Origin of the sequence: Shewanella sp. M16 (assembly GCF_018224605.1) — a bacterium.
GTDB classification, from domain to species: Bacteria; Pseudomonadota; Gammaproteobacteria; order Enterobacterales; family Shewanellaceae; genus Shewanella; species Shewanella oncorhynchi.
On the sequence record NZ_JAGTUL010000002.1, the window covers coordinates 243,786 to 269,755 of the forward strand.

Here is a 25,970-nt window from a genome sequence, read left to right on the forward strand (position 1 = left end):
CACTGGCTTTGCAGGGGAGTGATTCCATTCATTACTATTAGTAAATGGAGTGCTGGCATGGCTATCGAGCTTTAATCGTATGTTTTCTGCAAGAAAATCTTTCCACTTCGTTCGCGACCCATCAAAATATTTCGATAAAACCTTAGCGGATCTTTCGTTTTCCGTTGTAAACGTTGAGAGCGTTAATTCGGTACGCAAGTCGGATTATCGAGCCGATGCGAACATCGGCAGTCCTAAATCTGTTCTAGGCTAAGCGTTTTTCCGCAAGAAAGGCTTGGGTGAAGTTTTCAACTGAACTCGGGTAGCCAAATAGAAATCCTTGGGCGAAACCTTGGCCCATGTCAGTCATTATGTCTTTTTGTTGTTGAGTTTCAATACCTTCTGCGACGAAGTGAATGTCGAGTGCTTGTGCGAGTTGCACTATAGCATTGCAGAGCTTTTGTCCTGAGACTTCGTTTAAGCGCAAGGCAAACTCGGCATCAATTTTGACGCTGTCTATTGGCAAAGTCCCTAAGCGACTGAGTGACGATAACCCAGTCCCAAAATCATCGATGGCTATGCTGACACCTAACGCTTTGATACGATTGAGTGTGAGTCGTGCTTGCTCCGGTTGTCGTAACAATGCCGATTCGGTAATTTCTAAAATCAGTGCATCAGCGGGTAACTTCGCCATTTCTAAGGCATTTATCACTTGATCGATAAAATCTAAGTGTTCTAATTGCAGTGGTGACACATTGACTGAAATTCTAAAGTCGGGTTGATAATGTGCTCGCCAGAGGGCCGCTTGTACACAGGCCTGTTCTAATACCCATTGGCCAATGCTGACAATTAATCCTGTTTCCTCAAGCAATGGCACAAAGTCGGCAGCTTCATAATATTCTGTCGGTGACTTCTGCCAGCGGAGCAGGGCTTCGGCAGCAATAGTTTGATTTGTGTGTAAATCGACTATGGCTTGATAGGCGAGAGTGAATTGTTTTAGGCTATGTGCATGTCTTAGGTTATTGATTAACTGTAATTTTAACTCGGCTGCTAGGCTCATTGCCTTATCGTAAAACACGAGATGCGGTAAGCTCTTTTTAGCGCAATACATGGCAGTATCGGCAAGACTAATCAGCTGTCCCGCTTGGTTACTGTGGGTAGGAAATAGCGCAATGCCTATGCTAGTGCCGAGGAAGAACTTTTGGCCTTCAATTTCAAAGGGGCTCTCAAATAAGCTGAGAATCTGTTCTGCAAACAGTTGGATTTCATCTTTGCAGCTACAGTCTTGCAGCACTAAGGTAAACTCATCTCCGCCCATACGGGCTATGTCGGCCTTTTCGATACAACCTGCTTCGAGTCTGGCTGCGACGAGTTGTAATACTCTATCGCCCATGGAGTGACCGAAGCTGTCATTGATATTCTTGAAACCATTGAGATCTAAAAACATCAACGCGCCCAGTGCGAGGGGATCAGTTTTAAGTTTTTCGAGGGCGCTATTGAGGATCTGTTTGAGATGGAACCGGTTAGGTAATCCAGTCAAGGTATCGTACATAGCCCGAGTTGTTAGCTGGGTTTCTAATAGTTTCTTCGTACTAATATCACTGAAAATATTTACATTATAATGAGCATCATCTTCAGTGACGATTTTACGACTGCTTTGCCAAGCAGGGAAGTTACTGCCATCTGAACGTCTTTTCCACGTTTCGCCCTGCCAAAATCCCCTTTGTTTCAAGGCGATTTGGCATTCGGTTTCTTCCCCCATATTATGGGTTCTTACCTCTAAAAATTCAGGGGTTTTACTGATGAGCTGCTCAGCGCTATAGCCGCAAATACGGCACATGGCTTTATTGACAGCCAAAATTTGATTATCAGTGTCAGTGATATACACAGCTTCGGCACTTTCTTCGAGCGTGGTCGACAAAATTTCTTTGGGAATATGAGCAAAACCATCAGAAATCGTTTCGCGCATTTGATTGCGGCGATTAAGAGCTTGTAATTCAACGAGTACCACGGGCTGTTGTTGCAGATAACAGCGATAGAGATTAATTCGAGTCGGCAGTTCATTGCCTTGTTGGCTCATGTGCAGCCAGTTGAATTCAACATTATTGCCTGCAATGGCTTCGAGGATCATTTCCCGAGCAAATTCAACACTATTGCGGCCTGAAGATTGGATCCTCGGAGAAAAATCATAGGGAGTCGCATTCACAAAAGCATCGTATTCAGTCTCAAAATAACTGAGGGTAGCTTGGTTGGCACTAATAAAGCTAAAGCCTTGAATTAAGGCTAAGGGGGTTTTATGGGGATGTGCTTGCCAGAGAGACAGCTTTTCTTGCAGTACAGGATCATCTGTACTGAGTTTCTTAAGTAAGTGTTGCCATCTGATCATTCAGGATACTCCCTTGTGACGCAAAATAGTCACATCCCATTTTTAGGTCTTCGTTGAGCACGAAGTTGCCCAATAGTACATCATTCCAATGGGGTTAAAAATAAACCTAATTGTTGTTTCACTCAAATAGAAACTTAAAAAGTGTAGTTTAAGACTTGTATTCAAGCATATTTTTTAAGAACACCTGCTGCATATTTCAAGCTTAGGCAGATTTTATGCTATGTTTTGCACATCTTGCGTGAATTGGCTTTTATCATTGATTCATTCAATTATCGAATAAAGGAGACAGGAAATGGCGTATTTATTTAAAGTGTTAATCTCAAAAATATTAATATCGCTAGTCCTCATCTTTAGTTTTCATCTCGCGTTAGCGCATGCCGCCGAGGCGCCAAAGCCTAGATTGACCCTAGAGCAAAAAGTCGATAAGGCACGCATCGACTCACAGCGATTAGAACAGGCTCAATTAGAAAAGGCCCGTCAAGCCACTAAAGAGACGACAGAGCGGGAAGATAAAATTAAGCAACAGTCCCAAACCAACGATTGGGAAGCGCAGCAAAAACTTAAGGCACAAAAACAGTTCGACGAAAGAGAAAGTCGCGAGCAAAAATATTTACGGGAAGCAAAAGAAGCCGCCGCAAAAGAGCGTAAAATCCCTAAACCTTAATCAGGCCATCGATATAGTCGATTTCAGCTAGTCAGTGCTAGCATTATTTGTGGGCATTACGGCTATTCTCATTACTATGCACCTTACTATCACTAGGAATTGTTGTTGAATATCTGCCCCTTATGTCATGGCGTTGAATTACTCACTTATCATCAAGATAGGAAGCGCAGTTACCAGCAATGCCAAACCTGCCAACTGGTGAGCGTGCCTTCTGAGTTTTATCTTTCGGCCGAGGCAGAAAAAGCCGAGTACGATAAGCACGAGAATCATGCCGATGATCTCGGCTATCAAACATTTTTAAATCGCACACTCGAGCCACTACTTAGCCGTGTTAGCACTTTGGCCCAAGGGCTCGATTTTGGTTGCGGAGAAGGTAAGGCATTGAGTCTAATGGCAAAGGCGCGCGGTTATCAGATAGATAATTACGACCTTTATTACGCCAATAATCCCGAAATGTTAGCCCGCCAATACGACTTTATTACCTTAACCGAAGTCATAGAACACGTGAGTGGTGCCGCAGGTTTGCTTACTCAGCTCGATAAGTTATTAAAACCCAAAGGCATTTTGGCGGTTATGACCAAGCGTGTGCAGGATAAAACCGCATTTGCCCGCTGGCACTATAAAAACGATCCCACCCACATCAATTTTTACGCCGAAGCGACCTTTGAGTGGCTCGCGCATCACTATGGCTGGCGACTCGAAATTATTGATAAGGACGTAGTGTTCTTATATAAAGAGATGCATAAAGTTGAGAAAAGTAATGCAACACCCTAATTTATGTGTCTAATTCGATTAAATAAGTTCCCATAAGTGCATATGCGAGCGGTATAAACCAAAAGGATTAACACTGCTGCTAAGTGTCTGGATGAAGGGGTAAATACAATAGATGTTAAGACGTATCTACAAGCTTTGAGTGCTATTTACGCCAACATGAATCAAACATTAGAACTGGATCGTGGCTTATCAAACTCAGTTTTAGATGAAGCCGAAAAACAATTAGGTTTTACACTTATTTCTCCGTTAAGGGAGCTTTGGGGATATGCCAATGGCGGCAATGAGTGGAGCACAGTCTTTGCCCGAAAAGATTACTTTTGCCGGTATGATTTTTTGTCACTAGCCTCATCATTTAAATTTCGTGACCGAATGAGAAAACAGGCCCAGTACTACGTTGATTACCACGAGCCAGAAGTGCGGGATCCCAAAATCCAATCGGGGTGGTATCAAGAAGGTTGGCTACCCTTTGCCCAATTTGGGGGTGGCACATTACTCTTGATTGCAGATCATTCGCCCTCAGCATTAGGTAAAATGGGACAAGTCATCGCATACACCCATGACCCCGATATGATGGACTTTATCAGCCCAAACCTAAGCCAATTTTTTGCACAATCCTTGGCGCAAATCGCACTATATCCAGGTGAATTAATTGAGGATTAAGGATAACGAAAATGAACGATCCATTATTTAACAAACCTAGTGAACTGATTATTGAAGGTGAGCTTCAGGGCAACGATAAGTTACGCATAAAAATACTCGAAGACGTTTCTCTGATGACACAAGAGACGAAGTATCAAATTCTAAATGCTATGCTCAAAATGCATAAATATTTTGAAAATTATTGCGGTGATTTGGAGGTTTCTTTAAATACAATCAATGAAATAGCAGAAAATACCCAGCCGTTGTACATTATATTGGATGACACCAGCACAATGGAGACTCGGGCAATTCGTTATCATTACGCCTGCAACTGGGAAACCGATCATGGGGTAGAAGTGATGGTACTTAATGGTAATCAAGTGATTTTTGTGGGCAACTGCGGTTACACCTATGGTGTGTTATTAGCCTCCATTGATAGTGCTTTATCCCTTCAAGATGAAGAGCTTAATTTTCTGTGAGTTGCTGACTAAATTTTACTACTATTATTCCCGCGCAATACTGTGTTACTCAGAAAGGCAATTGTAGCTAAGCATTTTAGCCAGACATCCACATATGATGGCTCTTGTTCAAGTAATTTTAGCCAGTACAGGTGGTAGAGAAACCGAAAGTGCATTATGTTGTTGATTTAAAAAGGGTGGCTAGACTTTGGCTGGTAAACCAAGCTAAGCAGCCAAAACGTAATAAAGCGTTTGAAATCCTTCGCTTTACTCACTGGGAGTTCAAACTGCTGCTTCAGTTTGAAACTCCTTTAACACGGCGTTAACCTCCTATGACTCCTGAATATCTAGCCAAACAAGTTGAATTTATTGACTGGCTCTCGGCTGCAAGTCCCATTGAAGGCGTATTGGGTTCTACATATGGATGGGAGTGGCTGCCTACAAGCAGAGATCAAGAGGATCCTTTGAATGGTCCGAAAAAATGTGAGGAAACAAAAGACGCGGAGATGCTTGTGTATAAATCGGCGCTCAGATCTCTGAGAAAAATTGGCCGGTCACATCCTTTGCTTGTGTATGGTCCTCATGATTTTACTGAGAGCTTTAGAGGCGGCGCACTCTTTGCCTTCAAAATGGCAGCGAGAGAGGCCGCTCTCAGACAAAAGGGCGTATGGAGTGAGGTGGCTGAGTTGTATAGCCAAGGCCGATGGCCATGTGGTTTTAAAGAAAATCGTGAATTTGTTGTTTTGTGACTAAAGCTAACTATGCCAAGCATTAGGACAGCTTTTCCGTTGCCTTGAGTTTCTTTAACTGAGATCCGCCATCCCTATCTTTTTTCAGGTTGATTTATCTAAAAGCTGGATTCCAGCCCACAGCATTGCGGGAATGACGGTTAAAGACAGCCTCTAATGAAGCACAGTCTTTTTTACCTTTATCATTAAATCTATTAACAATTTCTCCTTGTCCGTGTAGTTTAGGTAGCTTATAAAAACAACAATAGGCTATCGCTATGACTTTACCCTCAGTATTACTTGCTGCATCAACATCATTTGAATTTAAGCCCCTAGTAAATAAATCCCATTTTTCTAAGACCTTACTCGCTTCAGCCTTAGCCTTGAGTTTTATGGGCACGGGTTTTAATTCGGCGCAAGCGGCGACCAGTGCTATGCCTGATGCGGCTAAGTTGGCGGCGGGTGTGGAGCAAAAGGTGATCGACTGGCGTCGTGATTTGCATCAACACCCTGAGTTGTCTAACCGTGAGTTTCGCACCAGCAAGATTATTGAAAAACATCTGAAATCCTTAGGATTAGAAGTGCAAACGGGTGTGGCACATACGGGCGTGGTGGCCATTTTGAAAGGCGGGAAGCTGAAGGGCGGCAAGCCTGGTCCGTTGATTGCGATTCGAGCGGATATGGATGCACTGCCTGTGACTGAAGTGGTCGATGTGCCTTTTGCCTCTAAGGCGACTGACACTTATCGCGATCAAAAAGTGGGTGTGATGCATGCCTGTGGGCACGATACCCATGTGGCCATGTTAATGGGCGTGGCCGAAAACTTGGTTAAAGTGAAAGACAGCCTAGCGGGGGATGTGATGTTTATCTTCCAACCCGCTGAAGAAGGTGCGCCAGAGGGTGAAGAGGGCGGCGCGGAATTGATGCTCAAAGAAGGGCTGTTTGCTCAGCGCAAACCCGAGCAAGTATTTGGTATGCATGTCACCTCGAGTATGCCGAGTGGCATGATTGGCCTGCGCAGTGGCCCTGCGATGGCGAGTGAGGATTCTTTTACCATCAAAGTGAAAGGCCGCCAAACCCACGGTTCGCGCCCTTGGAATGGGGTCGACCCTATTGTCGCTGCGGCGCAAATTATTACCAATGTGCAAACGATCGTCAGCCGTCAGGTGGATATCACTAAAGCCCCTGCCGTGGTGAGTTTTGGTGCGGTTAATGGTGGCATACGCTCTAATATTATTCCCGATGAAGTCGAGCTGATTGGTACTATTCGCACCTTCGACCAGCCCATGCGCGCCGATATTAAAGTGCGTTTAGCGCAAATGGCCGAGCTGTCGGCGAAAACCCTTGGTGCGACCGCGACCACAGAGATCCAGCCAGGTTACCCTGTAGTGGTCAATAATCCCGAGTTAGTCGCTAGTATGAGGCCTGTGCTTGCCAGTGTGGTGGGCGATAAGATGCTGATTGAACCTGGGTTAATCACAGGTGCCGAGGACTTTTCCTTCTATGCCTTAGAGTCTCCTGGGATGTTTTTCTTCCTCGGGGTGACACCAAAGGGAACGGATCCAGAAACCGCGGCCAGCAATCATTCTCCGGCTTTTTATGTAGATGAAAGCGCGCTAAAAGTGGGAGTTGAGGCCATGACTAAAGTGGCGTTGACTGCGCTAAATGCGCAATAAGTCGGACAGACGTTATTCCGTAAGCTCTTCGGTATAACTTGAGCTTACAAAAAATCGGCGCTGGATACGCTTTCTGCGCTTGATTTGTTAAACAATTTACCTCTATATGTGGATATTTACAGCAAGGAGCAAACCAAATGAAGCGCACGCTATCGGCTCTTGTGTTGGCCATGGGATTTTTGACTCCCCTAAGCCAAGTACAGGCCACCACGGCAGAAGACATTAAGAGTTTCACGCTAGATAACGGCATGAAAATCATGGTGCTAGAAGATGCCTCAATTCCCAATGCCAACATGTATTTGTTTTGGAAAGTCGGTTCACGTAACGAAGTGCCCGGCATTACCGGTATTTCGCACTTTTTCGAACACATGATGTTTAACGGTTCGAAAAAGTACGGCCCGAAAATGTTCGACCGCACTATGGAAGCCGCAGGTGGTGCGAACAATGCGTATACCACTGAAGACATGACGGTTTATACCGATTGGTTCCCCGCCAATGCGCTCGAAACTATGTTCGATCTCGAAGCCGACCGTATCGCTAACTTAGATATCAACCAAACTATGGTCGATAGCGAGCGTGGTGTAGTGCAGTCGGAGCGTTCCACTGGCTTAGAAAACTCTAACTGGAATGCCCTCGAAGGCGAAATCAAAGGCGTGGCATTTTTAGCCCACCCTTATTCTTGGTCGGTGATCGGCCATGAGTCGGATATCGCCGCTTGGTCGCTGGAAGATTTAGTCCAATACCATAAAACCTATTATGCGCCGAACAATGCCGTGGTCGTGATTGCCGGTGATGTAAAGCTTGCCCAAGTAAAAGCCTTGGCAGACAAGTACTTTGCGCCTATTCCGGCACAGACTCCGCCTAAAGCGATTCGCACTGTCGAACCTGAGCAAAAGGGTGAGCGTCGCACCTTTGTGCAAAAGGCATCGGTCAGCACACCTAATGTGATGTTGGCGTACCATATTCCGGCGGCAACCCATGCGGATTTTTATGCGCTGGATTTATTAAGCTCGATTCTAAGCCAAGGTAATAGCTCGCGTTTATATCAATCATTGGTTGATAAACAAGTGGCCTTAGAAGCGCAAACCTACATGCCGATGTCGGTCGATCCTAACCTCTTCTATGTGATGGGTGTTGCTACACCTGAGGTGAAAGCCTCGACGCTGGAGCATGCGTTGATTGAGCAAATCGATGCGATTGCGGCCCAAGGTATTACCCAGCAAGAATTGGATAAAGTTAAAAATATTAAGTTGATGGATTTTTATCGCTCGATGGAAACCATTAATGGTAAGGCTAATACCATAGGCACCTATGAGATGTATTTTGGCAGTTACGACAAGTTATTTAATGCACCTGAAGCCTATAACAAGGTGACGCCTGCGGATATTCAACGAGTTGCCCAAACCTACTTACGTAAATCGAATCGCACTGTGGCTGTGCTGGCGGCAACTGAGGAGTCTTCCCTATGAAATCGACAGCAGTGAAATCACTTAAGATGGAATCACTTGGGAAATCGTCTAAGTTAATGGCAGCATTGGCTTTAGGCACAAGCTTAATCATAGCGGGCTGCGCGGCGACATCGGCACCAAAGCGGGTCGATACTGGCAGCTTTGCGATGCCAAGTTACGATAAGTTTGTGTTAGATAACGGCTTAACTGTGTACTTAATGCCGCAGCGCGAAGTGCCGTTAATTACCTTAAATGCCGTGGTACGCGCCGGTGCAGTGAATGACACCACCGCAGGCGTGGCACAAATGACAGCAGAAGGTTTGTTGTTAGGTGCGGCGGGGAAATCTAAGGCGGATATCGAGCAGCAAGTGGATTTTCTCGGTGCAAGTTTAGTGGCCGAAGCGGATAAGGAAGGCAGTTATCTGAGTGCTGACTTTATGGCGAAGGACATTGACTTGATGCTGGGCTTATTTAGCGCGGCGATGTTAACGCCTGATTTTGATGCCGCCGAGTTCGATAAACTCAAACAGCGCGCGATTGCTGGGCTGCAGCAGGATAAAGAAAGCCCGCGGGCTGTGATTGGTCGCTACTTCGATAAGCTCGTATTTGGTGCACATCCTTATGGCAATGCGGCTTCGGGTAACAGTGACTCACTGGAGCAAGTGACAGTGTCACAGCTACGCGCCTTCCATAAGAGTTACTATCAACCGGCCAATACCGCGATAACTGTCGTGGGTGACTTTGATGTGGCGTCGATGAAAGCCAAGCTGACGCATGCCTTTGGTCAGTGGCAGGGCAGCGAAAAGCTGGTGCAGCCTGATTTAAACCAAGGTTTGCCTCAGTTGACCGAGGCCAAAGTCTTGTTGGTGGATAAACCCGATGCAATCGAAACTACTTTTGTGATTGGGGGTTTAGGCATTAGTCGTGACAATCCAGACTATGTAGGTTTAACGGTAGTGAACACTATTTTAGGTGGTCGTTTCACCTCTTGGCTTAACGACGAGCTGCGGGTGAACGCAGGCTTAACCTATGGCGCACGCTCAGGTTTTAGCCCTTATACCGATTCGGGCGTATTCACAATCAGCACTTTCACTAAGACGGAAACCACTCAAGAAGCGATGGATTTAGCCTTAAAAACCTATGCACGTTTATGGGAAAAAGGTGTAGATCAAGCGACCTTAGATTCGGCTAAAGCCTACGTTAAGGGTCAGTTCCCGCCTCAGTTTGAAACCTCAGGGCAGCTGGCGGGGCTCTTATCTGGCATGTATCTATACGGTTTCGATGATAAGTTTATCAATGAGTTCCAAGCTAAGGTGGATGGTTTGACCTTAGAAGAAACCCAAAGGTTAGTGAAAACTTACTTCCCGCAAAAAGATCTGCAATTTGTGCTGATTGGCAATGCGGCTAAGATTGCACCTATTGCCGCTAAGTACGGCAAAGTGCAAACCGTCGATATTAAAGCCACGGGATTTGGCCAATAAGCTATCATTGCGAGGCTTGATTCAATAAAGAAAAGGTCTGCATAGTGCAGACCTTTTGCTTTTCTGTTCTTGGTGCTAGATGCAGCGTTTATTGTCCACCCGGCTTAGCATAATGGGTCATCCAATCCTTCACTTGGTTATACCAATAGATAGAGTTATTGGGTTTCATAACCCAATGATTTTCATCGGGGAAGTAAATCATCCGTGATTCCACATTGCGAGTTTGCAGGGTGCGGAACAGTTCAAAACCTTGTCCCACAGGTACTCGGTAATCGAGTTGGCCATGGCTGACTAAGGTCGGAGTGTTAAAGTTAGCCGCAAAGTAATGCGGAGAAATGGCTTTATACAGCTCAGGATTATCCCAGTAGTTGCCAAATCGGGTGCTGTGCACGGCAAAATCCGACGCCATTTGTGAATACATGTCGTAAACCGCAGCGTGGATCAACAAGGCTTTAAAGGGATGTGGTTGACCTAAAATAATTGAGGTCAGATAACCGCCATAACTTGCGCCACCCGCCACCATGCGGTCGCTGTCTATCCAGCTTTGCTGTTTAAACCAGTCTGCCGCCTTGAGCACATCTTCGAGGGATTTATTCTTCCAATCTGGGTTAATCGCATCGGCAAACGCTTGTCCGAAGCCACTAGATCCATGGAAGTTTGGCCATGCAGTGACATATCCCCAAGAAGCGAAGGTTTGTGCGTTCCAACGGTAATGGAAACCGTCAGTAATGGCGTTGTGTGGCCCGCCGTGAACTAGCATAAAGAGTGGATATTTTTTACTGCGATCGAATCCGGGGGGATAGTGAACCCACATTTGAATATCTTGATTTTGATATCCCTTGTAGGTCACTGATTCGTAAGTGCCTAAATCAACATCTTTGAGAATATCGTCATTAAAATTCTCTAGGCGTACCGTCTTACCATTGCGGGGATTAATGCTGACCAAGCGCGCTGGGTGCAAAAAGCTCTCGTTGGTGGCAATCAGTTCACCGTCTTTGCCTATGGCGGGTTGGCCAAAGTCAGTTGCCTCTGTAATGGCTTTGACTTTACCGTTTTTGGCATCGATATGATAAATGCGGTTAGTGGCGGCATCTTCAATGGTGGCATAAAAGCCTTTACTGTCGGGGGTCCAATTAAATTGGCTGACCGAACGATCCCACTCTGGTGTTAGCGTATTAAGTTTACGGCTATCGATATCCAGTAACATCAGCCTTGAAGTATCGGCATAGAAACCGGGGATTTTCTGACGGGTAAAAGCCAGCGTTTTGCCATTGGGGCTAAAGCTGGGATCAGCATCTGCGGCTTGATTTTCTGGGGTGATATTCTCTGCTTTACCACTGCCAATCGTCGCAAGGAAAATATCCAGTTTAGGGTCGATACGGTTGTCTGAGCCATAAGTACTGAAGGCAATTAAGCCTTCATTAGGTGAAATATCGTAACTTGAACTGCTTTGGCTCGAGCGTGGTAATTCATGGCCGAGCGCTTGCGTCACGGCTTCGACTTCGCCGCCCGAAGCGGGGATCATAAATACATGGGCTTGGCGACGTTCATCTAACCAGTGATCAAACTGAGCGTAGGGCAAAGCGTTCCACTGGCGAGCGGAGACCTTATTATCCTCGTCGGCTTTTAGTTGGGTTTTCATCTCGTCCCATGTTTGATTTGGGAATACATTGCTGATGAAATACAAATGCTTGCCAACCCATTTAATACCATTTACGCCAGTAGGTATGTCGGTTAAGCGTTGCGCTTCACCCGGACCGTCCATAGGCAATAGGTAGATTTGGCCTGCGTCGTCTTCATTTCGCTCACTCACAAAGGCCAAGGTTTTGCCGTCGGGCGAAAACACGGGCTCGCTCACCTTTAACCCTTTGACTGTAATAGCGCGATTATTCTTACCTTCGCCATCAAAACGCCATAACTGGGTCGAACCTTTATCTTCCTTTAGATCATATTCTGTGACTGGCGCAATAATATGCTCACCAGAGGGCGATACGACTGGGCTACCAATACGCTTAAGTTGCCAGAGCAATTCCACCGAGAGCGGTTTACCCTGCTCCGCAAATGCTGAGCCGAATGGCATCAACAGACAGAGCAATAAGATTCCTGTCTTCTTCACTGTGAGTCTCCTTATCATACATATAGTTATAATGATTTTATTTGTGGTGCAGATTCGAGAGTATAGAAACCGAGCATGAAAGCAAACTGAGTGATAACTCATAGCGGGACGCTTTGTGTAAGCATCTGTGAATAGTTGTCGGCTAATTGTGATTTGTTGATGGCAGAATTACAGGCTAATCTAGGGTGAGATTTCGGCTGAGGACTAGGTAGATGCAGAATAAAATCAACCGATTAAGACTATTATGGGGAGTGGCAATTGCACTGAGTGCTGCTATTCCTCTGGCTGCACACGCGGCTAGGGTAAGTTTTAGTGAGTTTTGCCCTCAGTTTACCGGTCAATGGGTGGGCGATGCCGCCAAAGTGGGGGAAGTGCCACGAAAAGTCACAGTCACCGGATTTTGCTCCCATGATAAGCGGCAGCTGTTATTGTCTGTGAGTGTTGGCACGCGTGCGCCCTATAGTGAAACCTGGTGGTTTAGGGAGCAGGGCGAGCAAGTGTTGTTGACCTATTACGATGGCGTGTCCCAAGAGAAGCAGCAAGTCTTTAGCTTATATCGTCAAAATGGCGATTATTCTTTGCTGGGTGAGGGCGTGGTGACTGCTCGGTCTGCGTTAATTCAATTACTGTTCGAGGCAAAGGGGGCGGGTGCTCAAGCTAACGCATGGCAATGGACGCAGAATATTCAATATTTAGACGATGATGTTGATCGCTATCAGCTTTTTCGCGGGATAGAGATGACGCCAGTCGCGCCATCTCCATAGTCGCCAATCCGATTTACCTTCGATAGCGCTTAAAGTGCGCCAGCAAAATCCAGTTGGCGCCATGCTTCATAGCTGATAATTGCCACCGCATTAGACAGATTCAAGCTACGGCTGGTGGCCGCCATGGGGATGCGTAGTCTCTGCTCAGTGGGGATGGATTCGATAATCGCCATCGGTAAACCTCGGGTTTCTGGGCCGAATAGCAGCACATCGTCTTTGGCAAAACTCAGCTCAGTATGCGGGCGACTACCCTTAGTGGTGCAGGCCATAATGCGCTTGCCAGCCATGGCTTCGAGGAAAGCATCGAAGTCTTTATGGCGAGTCACATTGGTTAAGTCGGCATAGTCCAAACCCGCGCGGCGTAGCTTTTTCTCTTCTAGATCAAAACCTAATGGCTCAATCAAATGCAGCTGGCAGCCATTGTTTGCGCAAAGGCGAATGATATTACCTGTGTTAGGTGCGATTTCTGGCTCATAGAGTGCGATATGGAACATACTGGCCCGCCTGTAGAAAATGACGGCCGATTATACGGCAAACGGCGCCCAAGCGCAGTGTCTGTTGTGGGTGGATTTGGCTAAGTTCATGCAATAGAGGTTGTAATCGGTGGAATTGTTAGCTCAAGGCTTGCCTGTTTTATTATCTCAAAGTAATATATCTCAATATCAAGATACTTTTTAAGAAGTCATTATGCCTTTTATTATTGCATTACTTGCTCCTGTATTTTGGGGGACGACCTATGCGTTAGTGAGTCTCTACTTACATGACATGTCGCCCTACTGGGTAGCCGTGTGGCGTGCCTTGCCTGCGGGGATATTAATGCTGATGCTGCGTCCTCGTTTGCCAACTTTGGTTTGGTCAAAGCTTGGTTTGCTGGCTTTTTGTAATATCGGTGCCTTCTTCACTTTGCTATTTATCGGCGCGTATCGTTTGCCGGGCGCGGTGGCGGGAACCTTAGGGGCCACTCTGCCGCTCATCTTCTTAATACTGGCTTGGCTCATTGATAAAAAACGCCCAGGAATGAAGTGGTTATTATTAGGCTTAATGGGTCTTGGTGGGGTGATTTTACTGCTTAACCCTTCGGCGGATCTCGATCCTATCGGCGTGTTGTGCATGTTGAGCGCCACGACGTTAATTGCCTTTTCTTCTCGCTGGATGCAAAAGTGGGATGTGGGTGACTTTTTAGTGCTGACCGCGTGGCAGCTATTATTAGGCGGTTTGATGTTGATCCCACTGGCTTGGTTTATGGCAGGGCCACCGCAGCTACCGAGTATGACGCTTGTACCTTCACTGATATGGTTAGTGATTGCCAACACCGCCGTTGCCTATTGGGCTTGGCTGTGGTCTATGCGAAACTTAGGACCAGAAATCATGGGCATGGTCGCTTTAGTCAACCCTGTGGTTGCCGTATCATTAGGGGTCATGATTGTGGGGGAAACTTTAGATATGCGCCAATGGATGGGAATAGCTGTGATTTTATTGTCACTGTTATTGATGAAGTTGCCGCAGAATTTAAGGTTAAATCCATTTAAAAAAGTGCAACCCTAGTCATTATTTTGGGGTGAATGAGGCATAGATGCTAAAACGTTTGGATCTGAATTTACTGCCCGTACTCGAAATCTTACTTGAGGAGCAAAGCGTGACCGCCGCTGCTGCGCGGTTGCATTTGAGCCAGTCGGCGGTGAGTAAACAGCTCACACGTCTGAGAGAAGTGTTTGATGATCCTTTATTTGAGCGTACCGCCTACGGCCTAAAACCGACACCCAAGGCTTTGTCACTCGCGCCTGAGTTACGCCAATGCTTACAGCAATTGGCGCAATTTACTCGGCCGGACACCTTCGAACCCGCCTTGAGCCAACGACAGTTTAGAATGCATTTGGTCGAAACCACCTATTCACTGACCTTTCCCCATTTTATGCCCATGTTGCTCACTCAAGCGCCCGGTGTGAGTCTCAATTGCCAAACGTGGCGACTCGATACCATGGACAGATTACTGCGCTGCGACATCGACTTAGCCATAGGTTGCCGCGAGTGGGACGAGCGCTCGCCCATGCATGTGAATAATATTCCCGATGACTTATGCCATGTTGAGTTAGTGCAGGATTATCCAGTGTGTTTGATGCGTCGTGATCATCCGGCGTTAACACAAGAATGGAATTTAGATACCTTCTTGAGTTATCGCCATCTGCAAGTGGCCTTTGGCGGTTTAGAGCATTGGTTGCTGGATGATGTGTTGCAACTCGAGGGCCGTCAGCGGGATATTGCCGTGAATATGACCGACTTTCAGAGTGCTCTCACCCTGTGTGAACAGAGCGATTTGATCCTCTGTGCACCTTCGCGCTATGCCTTGGCTGTGATGAAGTCTTTTGAGCTTCAGTCTTTACCATCACCCATCAAGCTGATCCCCGGTGCGTATTTATTGATGTGGCACAAACACTTCGAACACGACTTGAGCCATAAATGGCTGCGAGAGTTGATTATTAGTCAAGTGCGAGATAATAATTTATCATTATAAATTAATATCTTGTATCGTTTCCCTCCCTGTTTTTAATGATTGATTTAAGTTCATCGTCCCAGTGGCATCTTGTTTTTTTGTAGGAAATATCTTAATTGGATTTTGACTACTGTAAATAATAGATAAGTAAATATAATGCCAGAGCACCACCTTTGCGAGTTGGTTAAATTTATAGCTAGGGACCTCGGGGCTAAACTTCTCGAAGGTAATTTTCGAAGGCCTATAATTTATTTAGAAGAGATGGTTCTCTTTTTTTATTACATAGGTTTAAGTTTTATTATGATTAAATAGGTTGAAACTTTGCTTGATATTCAATTTTTTGGTTTAACTTTATATTCAATTGGATTGTTTTTAGGTTCATTTATAGTGCTATTTCTGTCCGCTTGGATTGGGAAAAAAGTTATCGGTAGGAAGGGCGTTAGTAATAATGAGGGCGATGAAGATTTTAGAGTAATACTAGGAGCTACTTTATCTCTTCTTGGTTTAATTATTGGTTTTACGTTATCGATGTCAATAAGTGGCTTCAATAGTCGGCAGGCAGCGGAAGAGTATGAGGCTTTTGTTATTCGTACTGGTTTTATGCGAGCAGATTTATTGACTGAATCGAGCCGTGATTTAATGAAGGCCACACTACGAGAATATTTACAGCAACGAATTAATATTTATGATGCACAATCGCCTGAAGGCATTAATTTTATTAGGATGAAAGTGTTGGATTTGCAGAAAGTATTATGGGAAACAGCGGTGCATGAAACTACCCAGAAACAGACTCCTGTGACCTCATTAGTGATTGCCAGTATTAACGAAATTGTACTAGCTCAACAGAAAACCTTTGCTGGATGGCGTCATCAAATTCCATTAGCAGCTTGGATTTTATTGGTGGTTATTGCAATTAATTGCAATATATTGATTGGTTACAATGCAAGGAAAGTTAAAGGGAAGTTAGGTTTGTTATTTATCTTACCTGCAATGATTTCATTATCATTCTTGATGATTGCTGAAATAGACGCTCCAGGGAAAGGTATTATAAAAGTGACACCTATTAATTTACAAGCTCTAGCTAACATGCTTAATAAAGAATTGTAAATTAATTTTTATCAATTTAAATTCATATCGAATAGCATATTGCTGAGTGCAGGAGCACGATTATGATAATTATCTGTAAAATCTGCCTGACTAAAGTATTGGCTAAGTGCATTGAGTGCTTCTTTCACTTTTGCGGGCTGCTTATCCCGCGCCGACGTTACGCTATAAACACTGTAGGTATTGAGTGACCATTCAGGTAATAGGGTGACCAGTTGGCCGCTTTCGAGGTATTTGTGTACTTCAGGTTCGGGCAGGGCGGCAAATCCTAGACCATCGAGTGTGAGTTGAATTAACGCCTGCATATTGTTGACGCTAATTCGCTGGCTTGTCAGTTCAAAACACTCTTGGCTGAAGGCGTGGGTTAAGATATCGCCTTTAGCATAAGTGTGATAGATCCGATTTAATGCAGTTAACTCCGTTGGGTGGCTAAGGTTTTTATGCATTGGCAGATAATTAGGTGAGGCGCACAGTAACATACGCCAATCGGCTAAATGGCGGGCAATTAGGTTGGAATCCGATAAGGGGCCGATGCAAATCGCCAGATCGATACCGTCGTTGACTATATCTATCGGGCCATCTTGCAGCAGTAAATTCAAACTTATCTGTGGATGTGCTGCCAACAGGTAATGAAAAGGTTCGCTTAACAGGCCGCCGCCGAATCCTATAGGCGCGGCAATCTTTAATTCCCCTGATGGAATACCTTTCAAGTTATTAAGTTTCTGCTCTGTGCTTTCGACTATCGCTATGACCTTGCGGCAATTCTCATAGAACAAACTGCCCGCTTCGGTGAGCGTGAGGTTGCGGGTATTGCGGTGGAACAGGCTGATCCCCATGTCCATTTCGAGCTTGGTCACTTGCTGACTTACCGCCGACGAGCTGAGATTTAATTGCTGCGCTGCGGCACTCATTGAGCCCTTTTCTGCGATTGTCGCAAAAACGATCATCCCTTTGATCATGTTTTTATTCATTTTTAAGTAACTCTTACAAGTGAATACCTAAAGTCTAACTTGAGCTGATTGTAACATAGAGATACATTGCCGTATTGAAAATTGTTCTCATTTACAATCTTTGCTCTAATGGAGACTTGTCGGTTATGTTGTTAAGTCGTAAGAAGTACCTCGCTCAAGTGATCACCGCTTTATGTTTGTTGCCCACAGTACCAGTAACAAATGCCCTTGCGGATACCGCGTCAGATAAAGAAAAGATGATGGAAAGAATCGTGGTGACTGCATCGGGATTTGAACAGCAAATTCGTGATGCGCCAGCTTCTATCAGCGTGATCACCCGTGAGGATCTGGATAACCGCTTCTACCGCGACTTAACCGATGCCATGTTAGAAGTGCCCGGCGTAGTGATTACGGGCGGTGCAGACCGTCAGGATATCAGTCTGCGGGGCATGGGTAGTCAATACACGTTAATTTTAGTGGATGGTAAACGCCAATCCTCGCGCGAGACACGGACCAACAGTGACGGCCCAGGCGTTGAAGGCGCTTGGACGCCACCATTGGCGGCCATCGATAGAATTGAAATTGTTCGCGGGCCTATGTCATCACTTTATGGTTCGGATGCCATCGGTGGGGTAATTAACATTATCACTCGCAAAGTGCCAAACGAGTGGCAGGGTGAGGTGCGACTCGACAGCACTTTGCAGGAAAAGTCTGACTCGGGAAATGTGTATCAAGGCAACTTTTTCGTCAACGGTGGTTTGATCAAAGATCTGCTAGGGATGCAACTTTATGGTCAATATACCCAGCGTGAAGAAGATCAAATCTATGGTGGTTACCGAGGTCGCGATGCGACTAACTTGACCGCGAGATTTGCGCTCACACCCAATGAAAATCACGATATCATGTTTGAAGTTGGCACATCTAACCAAGAACTCGACAGCAGTTTAGGTAAAACAGTCACACCGTTAGCACCGGGCGAAGCCTGTGGTCGTCGCGGTTGCCCTGAATCTTCAACGACAGAATATGAAAACAGCACTTTCTCCCTTTCACATACAGGTCGTTGGGACTTTGGTACTTCGGATAGTTATATCAAGCATGAAGTGTTTGATAATAAATCCCGTAAGATGAAAATCACTAACACGGATGCGCAATCTAGCCTTATCACTACGTTAGGCCAAAGTCATACAGCGACCTTTGGCGCAGCATTCAACCATCAAGATCTCACCGACGAAACAGGTAACCAAGTGAGTGACTTAACTGATATTAGTCGCAAACAATGGTCGGTGTTTTCCGAGGATGAATGGCGCATTGTCGATAGCTTTGCTCTGACCATGGGGCTGCGTTTAGATGATGATGAAAACTTTGGTAATCATGTCAGTCCGCGTGTTTATGGCGTGTGGGGATTAACCGACAGCACCACCTTAAAGGGCGGTGTATCAACAGGGTTTAGGGCGCCGAGTTTACGCCAGACAGTGCCCGATTGGGGACAAGTCAGCCGCGGTGGCAACATGTACGGTAATCCAGATTTACAACCTGAAACTTCAGTTAACTACGAGTTAGGTTTGTATTCTGATCTGACCGAGAGCATTACCGCCAGCGCGGGAGTGTTCTATAACGAGTTTAATGACAAGATCACCCGCGTAGCCTGTCCTGCGACTCAATGTACCGATGGTCCAAATCAATTTGGTTCTAATCCGACGACTTATGTGAACGTCGACGAAGCTGTGACCCAAGGGATTGAACTGAGTTTCGACTATCGCATTCGCTCAAACTTGAGTTTGACGGGTAACTATACCTATACGGATTCGGAGCAAAAGACAGGTGTTTATAAAGGTAGCCCATTGAATCAATTGCCTAAGCATTTGATCCAAGCGTCTTTCAACTACGAGCCTATTGATAATTTAAGCACTTGGTTAAGGGTGAACTACCGTGGCGAAGAGAGCCAACCGACGACAGGACCTTCATCGAGCAGTTTAATCGCCCCTTCTTATACTCTGCTGGATTTGGGGGCTAACTATCAGTTGAACGATAGCTTGAAATTTAGTGCGGGCATTTATAACGCCTTCGATAAGGAAATTACCCAAGAGGAATACGGTTATATCGAAGATGGCCGACGTTACTGGTTAGGTATGACTTATAGTTTTTAAATTAAAAATAGCGAGTTATAAAGAAGCCAGCACTTAGTTGGCTTCTTTTTTGATTATTCAAAATTCGGTTTACGAATAAACAGGACGCTGAGATCTTGCTTTGGCGTGAACTGTTTTTGTTGGAATTCAAAGGTGAGTGGGTCAGTTTTTTTAAGCTCGCCATCAAAACACAAGCTAATGAGATCTGTGGGCTGGGATTTTTTTAGGGTGAGTTTGAAGTCCTTAATTGACCCTTGCCAGTTATTAGCTGTGACCAAAATATAGCTAAGATGGCTCCATTCGACGCCAATCTCCTGATCTTCACCGTCTTGTTTAACGATAAGGTTGCGCTTCCTAATGCCTTGCTTGGCGCTTTCATCTAAACAGGCCAGTTCAGTGTAAGTTTCAATAATACTACTGGCAGTATCGGGGATACCTGTTGAGAGGCTTGGCGTGTAGCTATGGCTGATTGCGACAGATTGGCCTGCGGGAAAGGTTTGTTCCCACACAAAGTAATCACTTAGGGTAAAGGCGATTTGTTGGTTCTCATCCAACCATTGCTTGGGGAGTGCGGGTTTACCCTTGGGGACTTCGGCATATTCGGCAAAGTAAGCGACTTCATCTACACCCCAGCGAAGCTGTTTCAGCTCGGTTGAAATATCGGTTTTATCGGCAAGTTGGGCAACAAGCCTGTGCTGAGTTGGCTGGGTTTTGCCATTCACTTTAAGGGTGAAGTTATCAATGCTGCTGTGATCGGCTGAGCCAAAAAACATCGGTGGCATGGGAAAGGCTATGGGGACGATAAGATCCTGCGAACTGGTGTTGGTAAACACATAATCGACCCTGACTTCGGTCTCGCTGATGAAGAGGGACTCTTTATCCATACTGATATTAGGCTGATATTTCAAGGTAATAGAGTCATTAGCATCGCCAAAACTGCTATCGTTGGCAGAGGCAGTTTCTCCGTAGACGAGTAAAACTATAGCAAAAAGGGGTATGGCTAAGTGTGCTGACATGTACTTCTTAACTCTAGTTGGATGCTTTAAGTATCAATGGGGAACGATTATTGCGCGCGGGCGAGGTCGATGGCCGCACTTATCGCATTTCGCGCTTGTGGGCTATTTTTCCAGCAAGTAGTGCGCAGCATGCTGGCGACTAAGTTAGCAATATCATCCACTTCGTGTTGGGCGAGTTGTTGTAGCGAGCTGATGCCAATTTCTTCGAAGCGTTTAATTACTGTCGGGCCAACGCCTTTGAGTGCTAATAAGGCTTGTTTTTCTTGTTCATTAAAACCCATAACGAATACTCCTTTATTGTTGGGATTGTGCTCAATTAATAGTACTGGGCAAGATTACCTTTAAACCGAGTTAACAAAAAGGCCCTCGAAGGGCCTGTTTAGTCTTTATGAATCAACAATCATCAATAAGTGTTACATATCACAGGGTTTGAGCGGTTTACGCAACTGGGCGCGCACGTTATCCATGCCTGAGTAAAACTCTTTCATCATCAATAGACCCATCATCTTGCCGTTGTCGGTGACGATCAGATTGTCGGGATCTGTTGGGTCGTTTTTGATGGCACCAATGAGTTTCATTGACGTCATTTCTTTAAATAAGGCGGTATCTAAATTGACGCCAAAGGTTTCGCGGAAATATTTACGCGATAAACGGCCGGAGAACATGCCCAGCAAAAAGCGATATTGCATCACGTCTTTTTTGCTGTAGTTCTTTTGTTGCTCGACACCCATTTGACCCGCTGCGATGCGTTCTTGGTACTTACGTAGCGAGAAAGTGTTCACATAAAGCGTGTCATTTAAGAAGCTAAATGAGCCCGAACCTACCCCTAAGTATTCGTCGTAATCAATAACGTATTCGTCAAATCCTTCGTCATCGGTTTTACCAAATGCCCATGCAGACAATTGATTATATTGACCATTAAGACTGTTTAATATTTGGCGATATTGGTTTGCCATATCCGCTTGCGGCGCCGCTAATTTGCCTTTAACACTTTTACGGGTTTGATGAGTGATCATCAGCGGATAGGTGGTAATTTGTCTTGGGTCTAAGCGCGATGCCATGTCGAGATCGTGTTGGATCACTTCATCGGTTTGGCCGCGGAAACCAAAAATCAGGTCGACGTTGATAATAGGGAACAACTCTTTGGCACCCATGATCTTGTCGAAGGTTTGCTGACCCGTGCCGAATTTATCGAGTCGGTCGGTCATTTTTAAAATATCGTCATTAAAGCTTTGCACGCCGATAGACATGCGATCCACTAAGCCTTTGAGCTGTTTAAAGCCTGGGCTGTCTAAATGCTGCGGATCGGACTCGCAGGAGACTTCTTTAATGCTAGGAAATAGGGTTTTAGCGTGTTCTATGGTACGGGCTAATTCGTCTTCTAATACCGTGGTGGTACCACCACCAATGTACATAGATTCAAAGTCATAGCCGAGGGCCTTGACCATTTCCATCTCTTTACGTAATGAGATGAAGTAGGCACGCGCCTTGTCTTCCTTAAACATAAAACGGTGGAAGGTACAGTAAGAGCACAGGGTATGGCAGAAGGGAATATGTGCGTATAGCATATATTTTTTGCCTTCAACCGGTGCTGGCATCATTTCTGCGGAAAGCGTATCGAGGCGAAGATTCTTATCGACATAGTACTGCATGACCCGTTCCATCGAGCCGAGCATCCAGTTAGGGACGGTAATATTCGCTTGATAAGGCGTTGCGATAGCGCCGCTGAGCGTTTGAATAACTGATGACATAACGATTCCTATCTGAGAGTGCTAACCGTAAACACCGAAATTGCTTTAGGTAATTCACGACCACCTAGCGCAATAAGACTACCTCGTATGTAATTGTTAAAACGTGAACTGGTTATAAGTTACGGTTTCCTAACAAGGAAATCACGGGCTTTTTGTTAAGCAGATCATGTTTTAGCGATTGAGAATGCATTTTTATCATGCATTTTTTAGCGGAATTTATTGTAGATTTGCGGGGTTAGCTTACCGCGTCAGTCGAAATACTGAGATTGAAAATCACCATTCTAGGCATTTTGTTGCTGGCGGATTAGCGCTTGTCTATCCAAGGGACGGCTGTCATCATCCGAACGATAAAAATAACCTCTTGATGTAAAGGGCCTACTATGTTGGCAAACGTAAACCGCTTCTTCCCGCTGTTGGCAGTGATAGGCGCAATGACAGCTTATCTGATGCCGAGTTGGTTTACTGAGCTTAAATCCGCCATAGTGCCGCTGTTGGTAATCATCATGCTATCTATGGGGCTCACTTTAGATCTTCAGGATTTTGCTAATGCCTTCAAACAGAAACGTGCTGTACTCACAGGACTCGTGCTGCAATTTTCGGTCATGCCGCTCAGCGCATTATTGATCAGCCTGTTATTAGGATTAGATAGGGAACTCACCATAGGCATGGTGTTAGTGGGCAGTGTTGCAGGCGGCACCGCCTCAAACGTGGTCTGTTATTTAGCGAAAGGCGACGTGGCTTTATCGATAACCATGACGGCACTGTCAACCTTAGCGGGCGTGGTGTTAACACCACTGATTATTAAGCTGTTGATTGGGGAAATGATCGATATACCCTTCGCCGATATGCTGCTGAGTTTAGTGAAAATTGTGCTGATCCCTGTCAGCGTTGGCGTGATTATCAATCATTTTTTTAAATCGCTGGTGGCTAAAGTCGCTCCTGCATTGCCACTGATTTCTATCTTGGCAATTGTGATGGCGATTACGATTATCGTGGCGTTAAATGCCAATCAGTTTGATAAAGTTGGCCCCATTATTCTGCTGGCCGTGTTCTTACATAATGGTCTTGGTCTCGCCTTAGGCTATTTCTGTTGCCGTTTATTAGGCTTTAACCACACAGTCTGTAAAACTATCTCCATCGAAGTTGGCCTACAAAACTCCGGTCTCGCCACTGCTTTATGTATTAAATTCTTTAGCCCCATTTCAGCCATTCCCAGCGCGATATTCTCGATATGGCATAATTTGTCTGGCGCCATGTTGGCGGGATATTGGGCGAGGGAATCGCAAGATTAATAAGATGTTGCTGTCGAAAATAGACAATGCCTGTAACCTGAGCAAGCGCGGCCACAGGCTTAAATTGCTGTGACTAGTTAACCGGTAATGGGGTCTCGACAGGCATGAGTGTTAGCTGCAAGATATTTTCTTGCTGGCTTAATGCCAGTGGCAGGGTGTAGTTGGGAAAGCGTAATCCGAATACGGCACCTTGTTGTAACAAGTGATACAGCTGATCTGTCATGGTAATCGTTAAACTGGCGCAGCCATGTTCATCGACTCTGCCTTCTAGTGGCAAGGCGATTTTGTCAGCTAAGGTTAGATACGCCGCCATACGCCAGTGTGAGTTTTCTCCAATATTGTATGTACTGCCATGCAGTTGGTTGTAGCCTAAACCACAGGCCTGCAAGCTTAATTGGGTTTTGGCCGCTGTTGGCAGCGAAATAATCCGTTGTCGCTGCTGTGCCAGAAACTTACCCCACGCTAGCCGATGAATAACTGAGTCCAGTGAGATGGGAACATACTGATCTTGCTGTTTTAGTGCATTAAAGCGGGCAATGCCCTGTTCCAATTTAGTGAGGTCGTCTTCATATTTCAGTTGTGCCTTAAGCAGATTATATGCGGGCGTTTTAGCTTGTTCCATGCCCGCTAACGCTGCTTTCTCGTAGTATGCCAGTGCTTGCACTTTATCGGCTTCTGCGCCCAAACCGCGCTCTTCCATACTGCCTAAATGATAGTTAGCTATGGCAACTTGACGCTTAGCACCTTGTAAAAATGCGGCTTTCGCGCCGCTGTAGTCATTTTCATTTAACAGCAGAGCGCCGTAGTTTGTCCACGCCGTACCATCATCTGCTGCCATACCCAATTCCAGCCACTTTATGGCTTGCTGGCGTAACTGCGGGATGTCGAGGCTTTCTCTTTCGTTGCCGACACTTTGCATCGCCATTAAATAAGCACGCAGATACTCGCGTGAGGCATTATCCAGATAGAGGTTATCGGGCTGGAGTTCAAAGGCTTGCCCAAAGTAACTCCCCGCTTGCTGCGCCGCAGTGATTGCTTTCGCTAGATAGAACCTTGAGCTGGGATCTGCCGGACTGTGTGCTCGTCCTAGGCTATATATGGTCGGTAGTTTAAGACCCCGCGCCAGCGCTTCTTCTAACAAGGGGATGGCCTGCGTTTTTCGATCATTATCCAGCGCCATGCTGCCTAGATTATGGCTGGCACGGGCCGAACCTAAGGCTCTGGCTTGTTCATAGTATTGGCTGGCGGTGGCATTGTCTTGCGTGACGCCACGGCCGAGATGGTAGGCTTTACCCAGTAAGAATAACGCCTCAGCATTGTTCTCTGCTGCTTGCTGCTGTGCTTGTTGCAAGAAAGCGTCGTATTGTTGTTGCTCAAATACCTGTTCCAGCGCGGACTTTTCTGCGGTTGCTGCAAAGCTTACGGTCAACAGTAATAGGAGAGTAGCAATAGTGAATATCTTCATAACATCCTTGTCGTTAAGCGGGTACTTGTAAGCGGTAGTGCTAGTGAAGTTGTTTAACGTAGAGGCTTGTTATGCTATAAGCAAGCCTTGTGGTTTACCACTGTGTTTGCAGCGGTAGCACTGCAGTGACTAATGTTTGGCATCGCCAGCTTGAAGGGATCTACCTACTATTTTTCTTATTACCTAGGGTCTGTTGATCTTTGCTGTGCAAATGTTGTTCAGCAATACATCGGCAGCCACATTAACATAAACGCCAGTGACACCATACTGGCGTAATTTCTTGCTAGCTTGTCATACCTTGTTGATATTGCTCGATAGTGTTTTATTCTTCCAAAAGCATTCTCCACTAAATGTCGATACCGATATAAGCACCAATCGACTCTTTCTTGAGGTGTATTCTTATAGCGGCGCCTTGGAATAACAGATTTCCCGCCGTTATTGGCGATAAGTTCACGAAAAGCATCGCTGTCATAACCTTTATCTGCAATGACGGTATCAACCTGCTTCAGGTGTTCAATTAAGCTGGGGGCGTGTGTAATATCGTGTTTTTGGCCTTCTGATAATTCGAAATAAATCGGTAATCCTCCGCTGTCGACGGCTAAGTGAATTTTGGTTGAATTACCGCCTCGACTTTTACCAATACTCTCATTACTTAGCGTCGC

General features: G+C 45.6%; 22 protein-coding genes and 1 pseudogene. 14 read left to right on the plus strand and 9 right to left on the minus strand.

The annotated features are described in order from the left end of the window. Positions 1-244: 244 nt before the first annotated feature. The gene (locus KFE26_RS02420) at positions 245-2,365 is read right to left on the minus strand and encodes a bifunctional diguanylate cyclase/phosphodiesterase (protein ID WP_212599549.1); all 2,121 of its coding nucleotides are present in this window, start codon (positions 2,363-2,365) and stop codon (positions 245-247) included. Between the two features lie 292 nt (positions 2,366-2,657). Between KFE26_RS02420 and KFE26_RS02425 the strand changes: the two genes are divergently transcribed. From KFE26_RS02425 to KFE26_RS02460, 8 genes are all read left to right on the plus strand, one after another. Continuing rightward, positions 2,658-3,029 (plus strand): hypothetical protein, encoded by a 372-nt coding sequence (locus KFE26_RS02425; protein WP_212599550.1) that lies wholly within the window; start codon positions 2,658-2,660, stop codon positions 3,027-3,029. A 105-nt stretch (positions 3,030-3,134) separates the two neighbouring features. Next, positions 3,135-3,803 carry a class I SAM-dependent methyltransferase gene (locus tag KFE26_RS02430; RefSeq protein ID WP_212599551.1) on the plus strand — a complete coding sequence of 223 codons (669 nt, stop codon included), beginning with the start codon at positions 3,135-3,137 and terminating at the stop codon, positions 3,801-3,803. A gap of 156 nt (positions 3,804-3,959) precedes the next feature. Beyond that, positions 3,960-4,463 carry an SMI1/KNR4 family protein gene (locus tag KFE26_RS02435; protein WP_249195565.1) on the plus strand — a complete coding sequence of 168 codons (504 nt, stop codon included), beginning with the start codon at positions 3,960-3,962 and terminating at the stop codon, positions 4,461-4,463. Positions 4,464-4,474: 11 nt separating this feature from the next. Beyond that, a complete protein-coding gene (locus tag KFE26_RS02440) occupies positions 4,475-4,921 on the plus strand; it encodes a DUF6985 domain-containing protein (protein WP_212599552.1) in 447 nt (148 codons plus the stop codon). 311 nt (positions 4,922-5,232) lie between these two features. Further along, positions 5,233-5,649, plus strand: coding sequence for a hypothetical protein (locus tag KFE26_RS02445; RefSeq protein ID WP_113940298.1), 417 nt, complete (start codon positions 5,233-5,235; stop codon positions 5,647-5,649). Positions 5,650-5,906: 257 nt separating this feature from the next. Then, a complete protein-coding gene (locus KFE26_RS02450; protein ID WP_212599553.1) occupies positions 5,907-7,304 on the plus strand; it encodes an amidohydrolase in 1,398 nt (465 codons plus the stop codon). Between the two features lie 137 nt (positions 7,305-7,441). Beyond that, positions 7,442-8,773, plus strand: coding sequence for a pitrilysin family protein (locus KFE26_RS02455; protein WP_212599554.1), 1,332 nt, complete (start codon positions 7,442-7,444; stop codon positions 8,771-8,773). Next, positions 8,770-10,233, plus strand: coding sequence for a pitrilysin family protein (locus tag KFE26_RS02460; protein WP_212599555.1), 1,464 nt, complete (start codon positions 8,770-8,772; stop codon positions 10,231-10,233). The genes KFE26_RS02455 and KFE26_RS02460 overlap by 4 nt, the downstream gene beginning before the upstream one ends. An 88-nt stretch (positions 10,234-10,321) precedes the next feature. Here KFE26_RS02460 and KFE26_RS02465 read toward each other — a convergent pair whose 3' ends face one another. Beyond that, entirely contained in the window at positions 10,322-12,349 is a 2,028-nt protein-coding gene (locus KFE26_RS02465; RefSeq protein ID WP_212599556.1) for a S9 family peptidase, read from the minus strand. Between the two features lie 212 nt (positions 12,350-12,561). On the opposite strand from KFE26_RS02465, the gene KFE26_RS02470 reads away from it, so the two are divergent. Next, a complete protein-coding gene (locus tag KFE26_RS02470; RefSeq protein WP_212599557.1) occupies positions 12,562-13,113 on the plus strand; it encodes a hypothetical protein in 552 nt (183 codons plus the stop codon). 29 nt (positions 13,114-13,142) lie between these two features. Here the strand turns inward: KFE26_RS02470 and trmL are convergent, their stop codons facing one another. Then, complete coding sequence (trmL, locus tag KFE26_RS02475; RefSeq protein WP_006079682.1) at positions 13,143-13,607, minus strand: tRNA (uridine(34)/cytosine(34)/5-carboxymethylaminomethyluridine(34)-2'-O)-methyltransferase TrmL; 465 nt, start codon at positions 13,605-13,607, stop codon at positions 13,143-13,145. A 193-nt stretch (positions 13,608-13,800) separates the two neighbouring features. Here trmL and KFE26_RS02480 point away from each other — a divergent pair, with 193 nt between their 5' ends. The 3 genes from KFE26_RS02480 (at position 13,801) to KFE26_RS02490 (ending at position 16,711) form a co-directional block, all read left to right on the plus strand. After that, complete coding sequence (locus KFE26_RS02480; protein ID WP_173248142.1) at positions 13,801-14,658, plus strand: DMT family transporter; 858 nt, start codon at positions 13,801-13,803, stop codon at positions 14,656-14,658. A 28-nt stretch (positions 14,659-14,686) separates the two neighbouring features. Next, the gene (locus tag KFE26_RS02485; RefSeq protein ID WP_212599558.1) at positions 14,687-15,625 is read left to right on the plus strand and encodes a LysR family transcriptional regulator; all 939 of its coding nucleotides are present in this window, start codon (positions 14,687-14,689) and stop codon (positions 15,623-15,625) included. Between the two features lie 300 nt (positions 15,626-15,925). Next, on the plus strand, positions 15,926-16,711 hold the full coding sequence (locus KFE26_RS02490; RefSeq protein WP_212599559.1) for a hypothetical protein: 786 nt from the start codon (positions 15,926-15,928) through the stop codon (positions 16,709-16,711). 11 nt (positions 16,712-16,722) lie between these two features. Here the strand turns inward: KFE26_RS02490 and KFE26_RS02495 are convergent, their stop codons facing one another. Beyond that, entirely contained in the window at positions 16,723-17,679 is a 957-nt protein-coding gene (locus KFE26_RS02495) for a LysR family transcriptional regulator (RefSeq protein ID WP_249195567.1), read from the minus strand. Positions 17,680-17,804: 125 nt separating this feature from the next. On the opposite strand from KFE26_RS02495, the gene KFE26_RS02500 reads away from it, so the two are divergent. Then, positions 17,805-19,805, plus strand: a complete 2,001-nt coding sequence (locus KFE26_RS02500; RefSeq protein WP_212599560.1) for a ligand-gated channel protein — start codon at positions 17,805-17,807, stop codon at positions 19,803-19,805. A gap of 53 nt (positions 19,806-19,858) precedes the next feature. Here the strand turns inward: KFE26_RS02500 and KFE26_RS02505 are convergent, their stop codons facing one another. The 3 genes from KFE26_RS02505 to KFE26_RS02515 all read right to left on the minus strand — a co-directional run bounded on the left by KFE26_RS02505 (position 19,859) and on the right by KFE26_RS02515 (position 22,551). Then, positions 19,859-20,800 (minus strand): DUF4424 domain-containing protein, encoded by a 942-nt coding sequence (locus tag KFE26_RS02505; RefSeq protein WP_212599561.1) that lies wholly within the window; start codon positions 20,798-20,800, stop codon positions 19,859-19,861. Positions 20,801-20,847: 47 nt separating this feature from the next. Next, a complete protein-coding gene (locus KFE26_RS02510) occupies positions 20,848-21,081 on the minus strand; it encodes a hypothetical protein (RefSeq protein ID WP_011787794.1) in 234 nt (77 codons plus the stop codon). A 132-nt stretch (positions 21,082-21,213) separates the two neighbouring features. After that, a complete protein-coding gene (locus tag KFE26_RS02515; protein ID WP_105250563.1) occupies positions 21,214-22,551 on the minus strand; it encodes a coproporphyrinogen III oxidase family protein in 1,338 nt (445 codons plus the stop codon). A gap of 380 nt (positions 22,552-22,931) precedes the next feature. Here KFE26_RS02515 and KFE26_RS02520 point away from each other — a divergent pair, with 380 nt between their 5' ends. Continuing rightward, a complete protein-coding gene (locus KFE26_RS02520) occupies positions 22,932-23,843 on the plus strand; it encodes a bile acid:sodium symporter family protein (protein WP_212599562.1) in 912 nt (303 codons plus the stop codon). 73 nt (positions 23,844-23,916) lie between these two features. Here KFE26_RS02520 and KFE26_RS02525 read toward each other — a convergent pair whose 3' ends face one another. Both KFE26_RS02525 and KFE26_RS02530 read right to left on the minus strand, forming a co-directional pair. Then, entirely contained in the window at positions 23,917-25,308 is a 1,392-nt protein-coding gene (locus tag KFE26_RS02525) for a tetratricopeptide repeat protein (protein WP_212599563.1), read from the minus strand. 218 nt (positions 25,309-25,526) lie between these two features. Continuing rightward, positions 25,527-25,970: pseudogene (locus KFE26_RS02530) on the minus strand (IS5-like element ISSod6 family transposase); the annotation flags it as partial.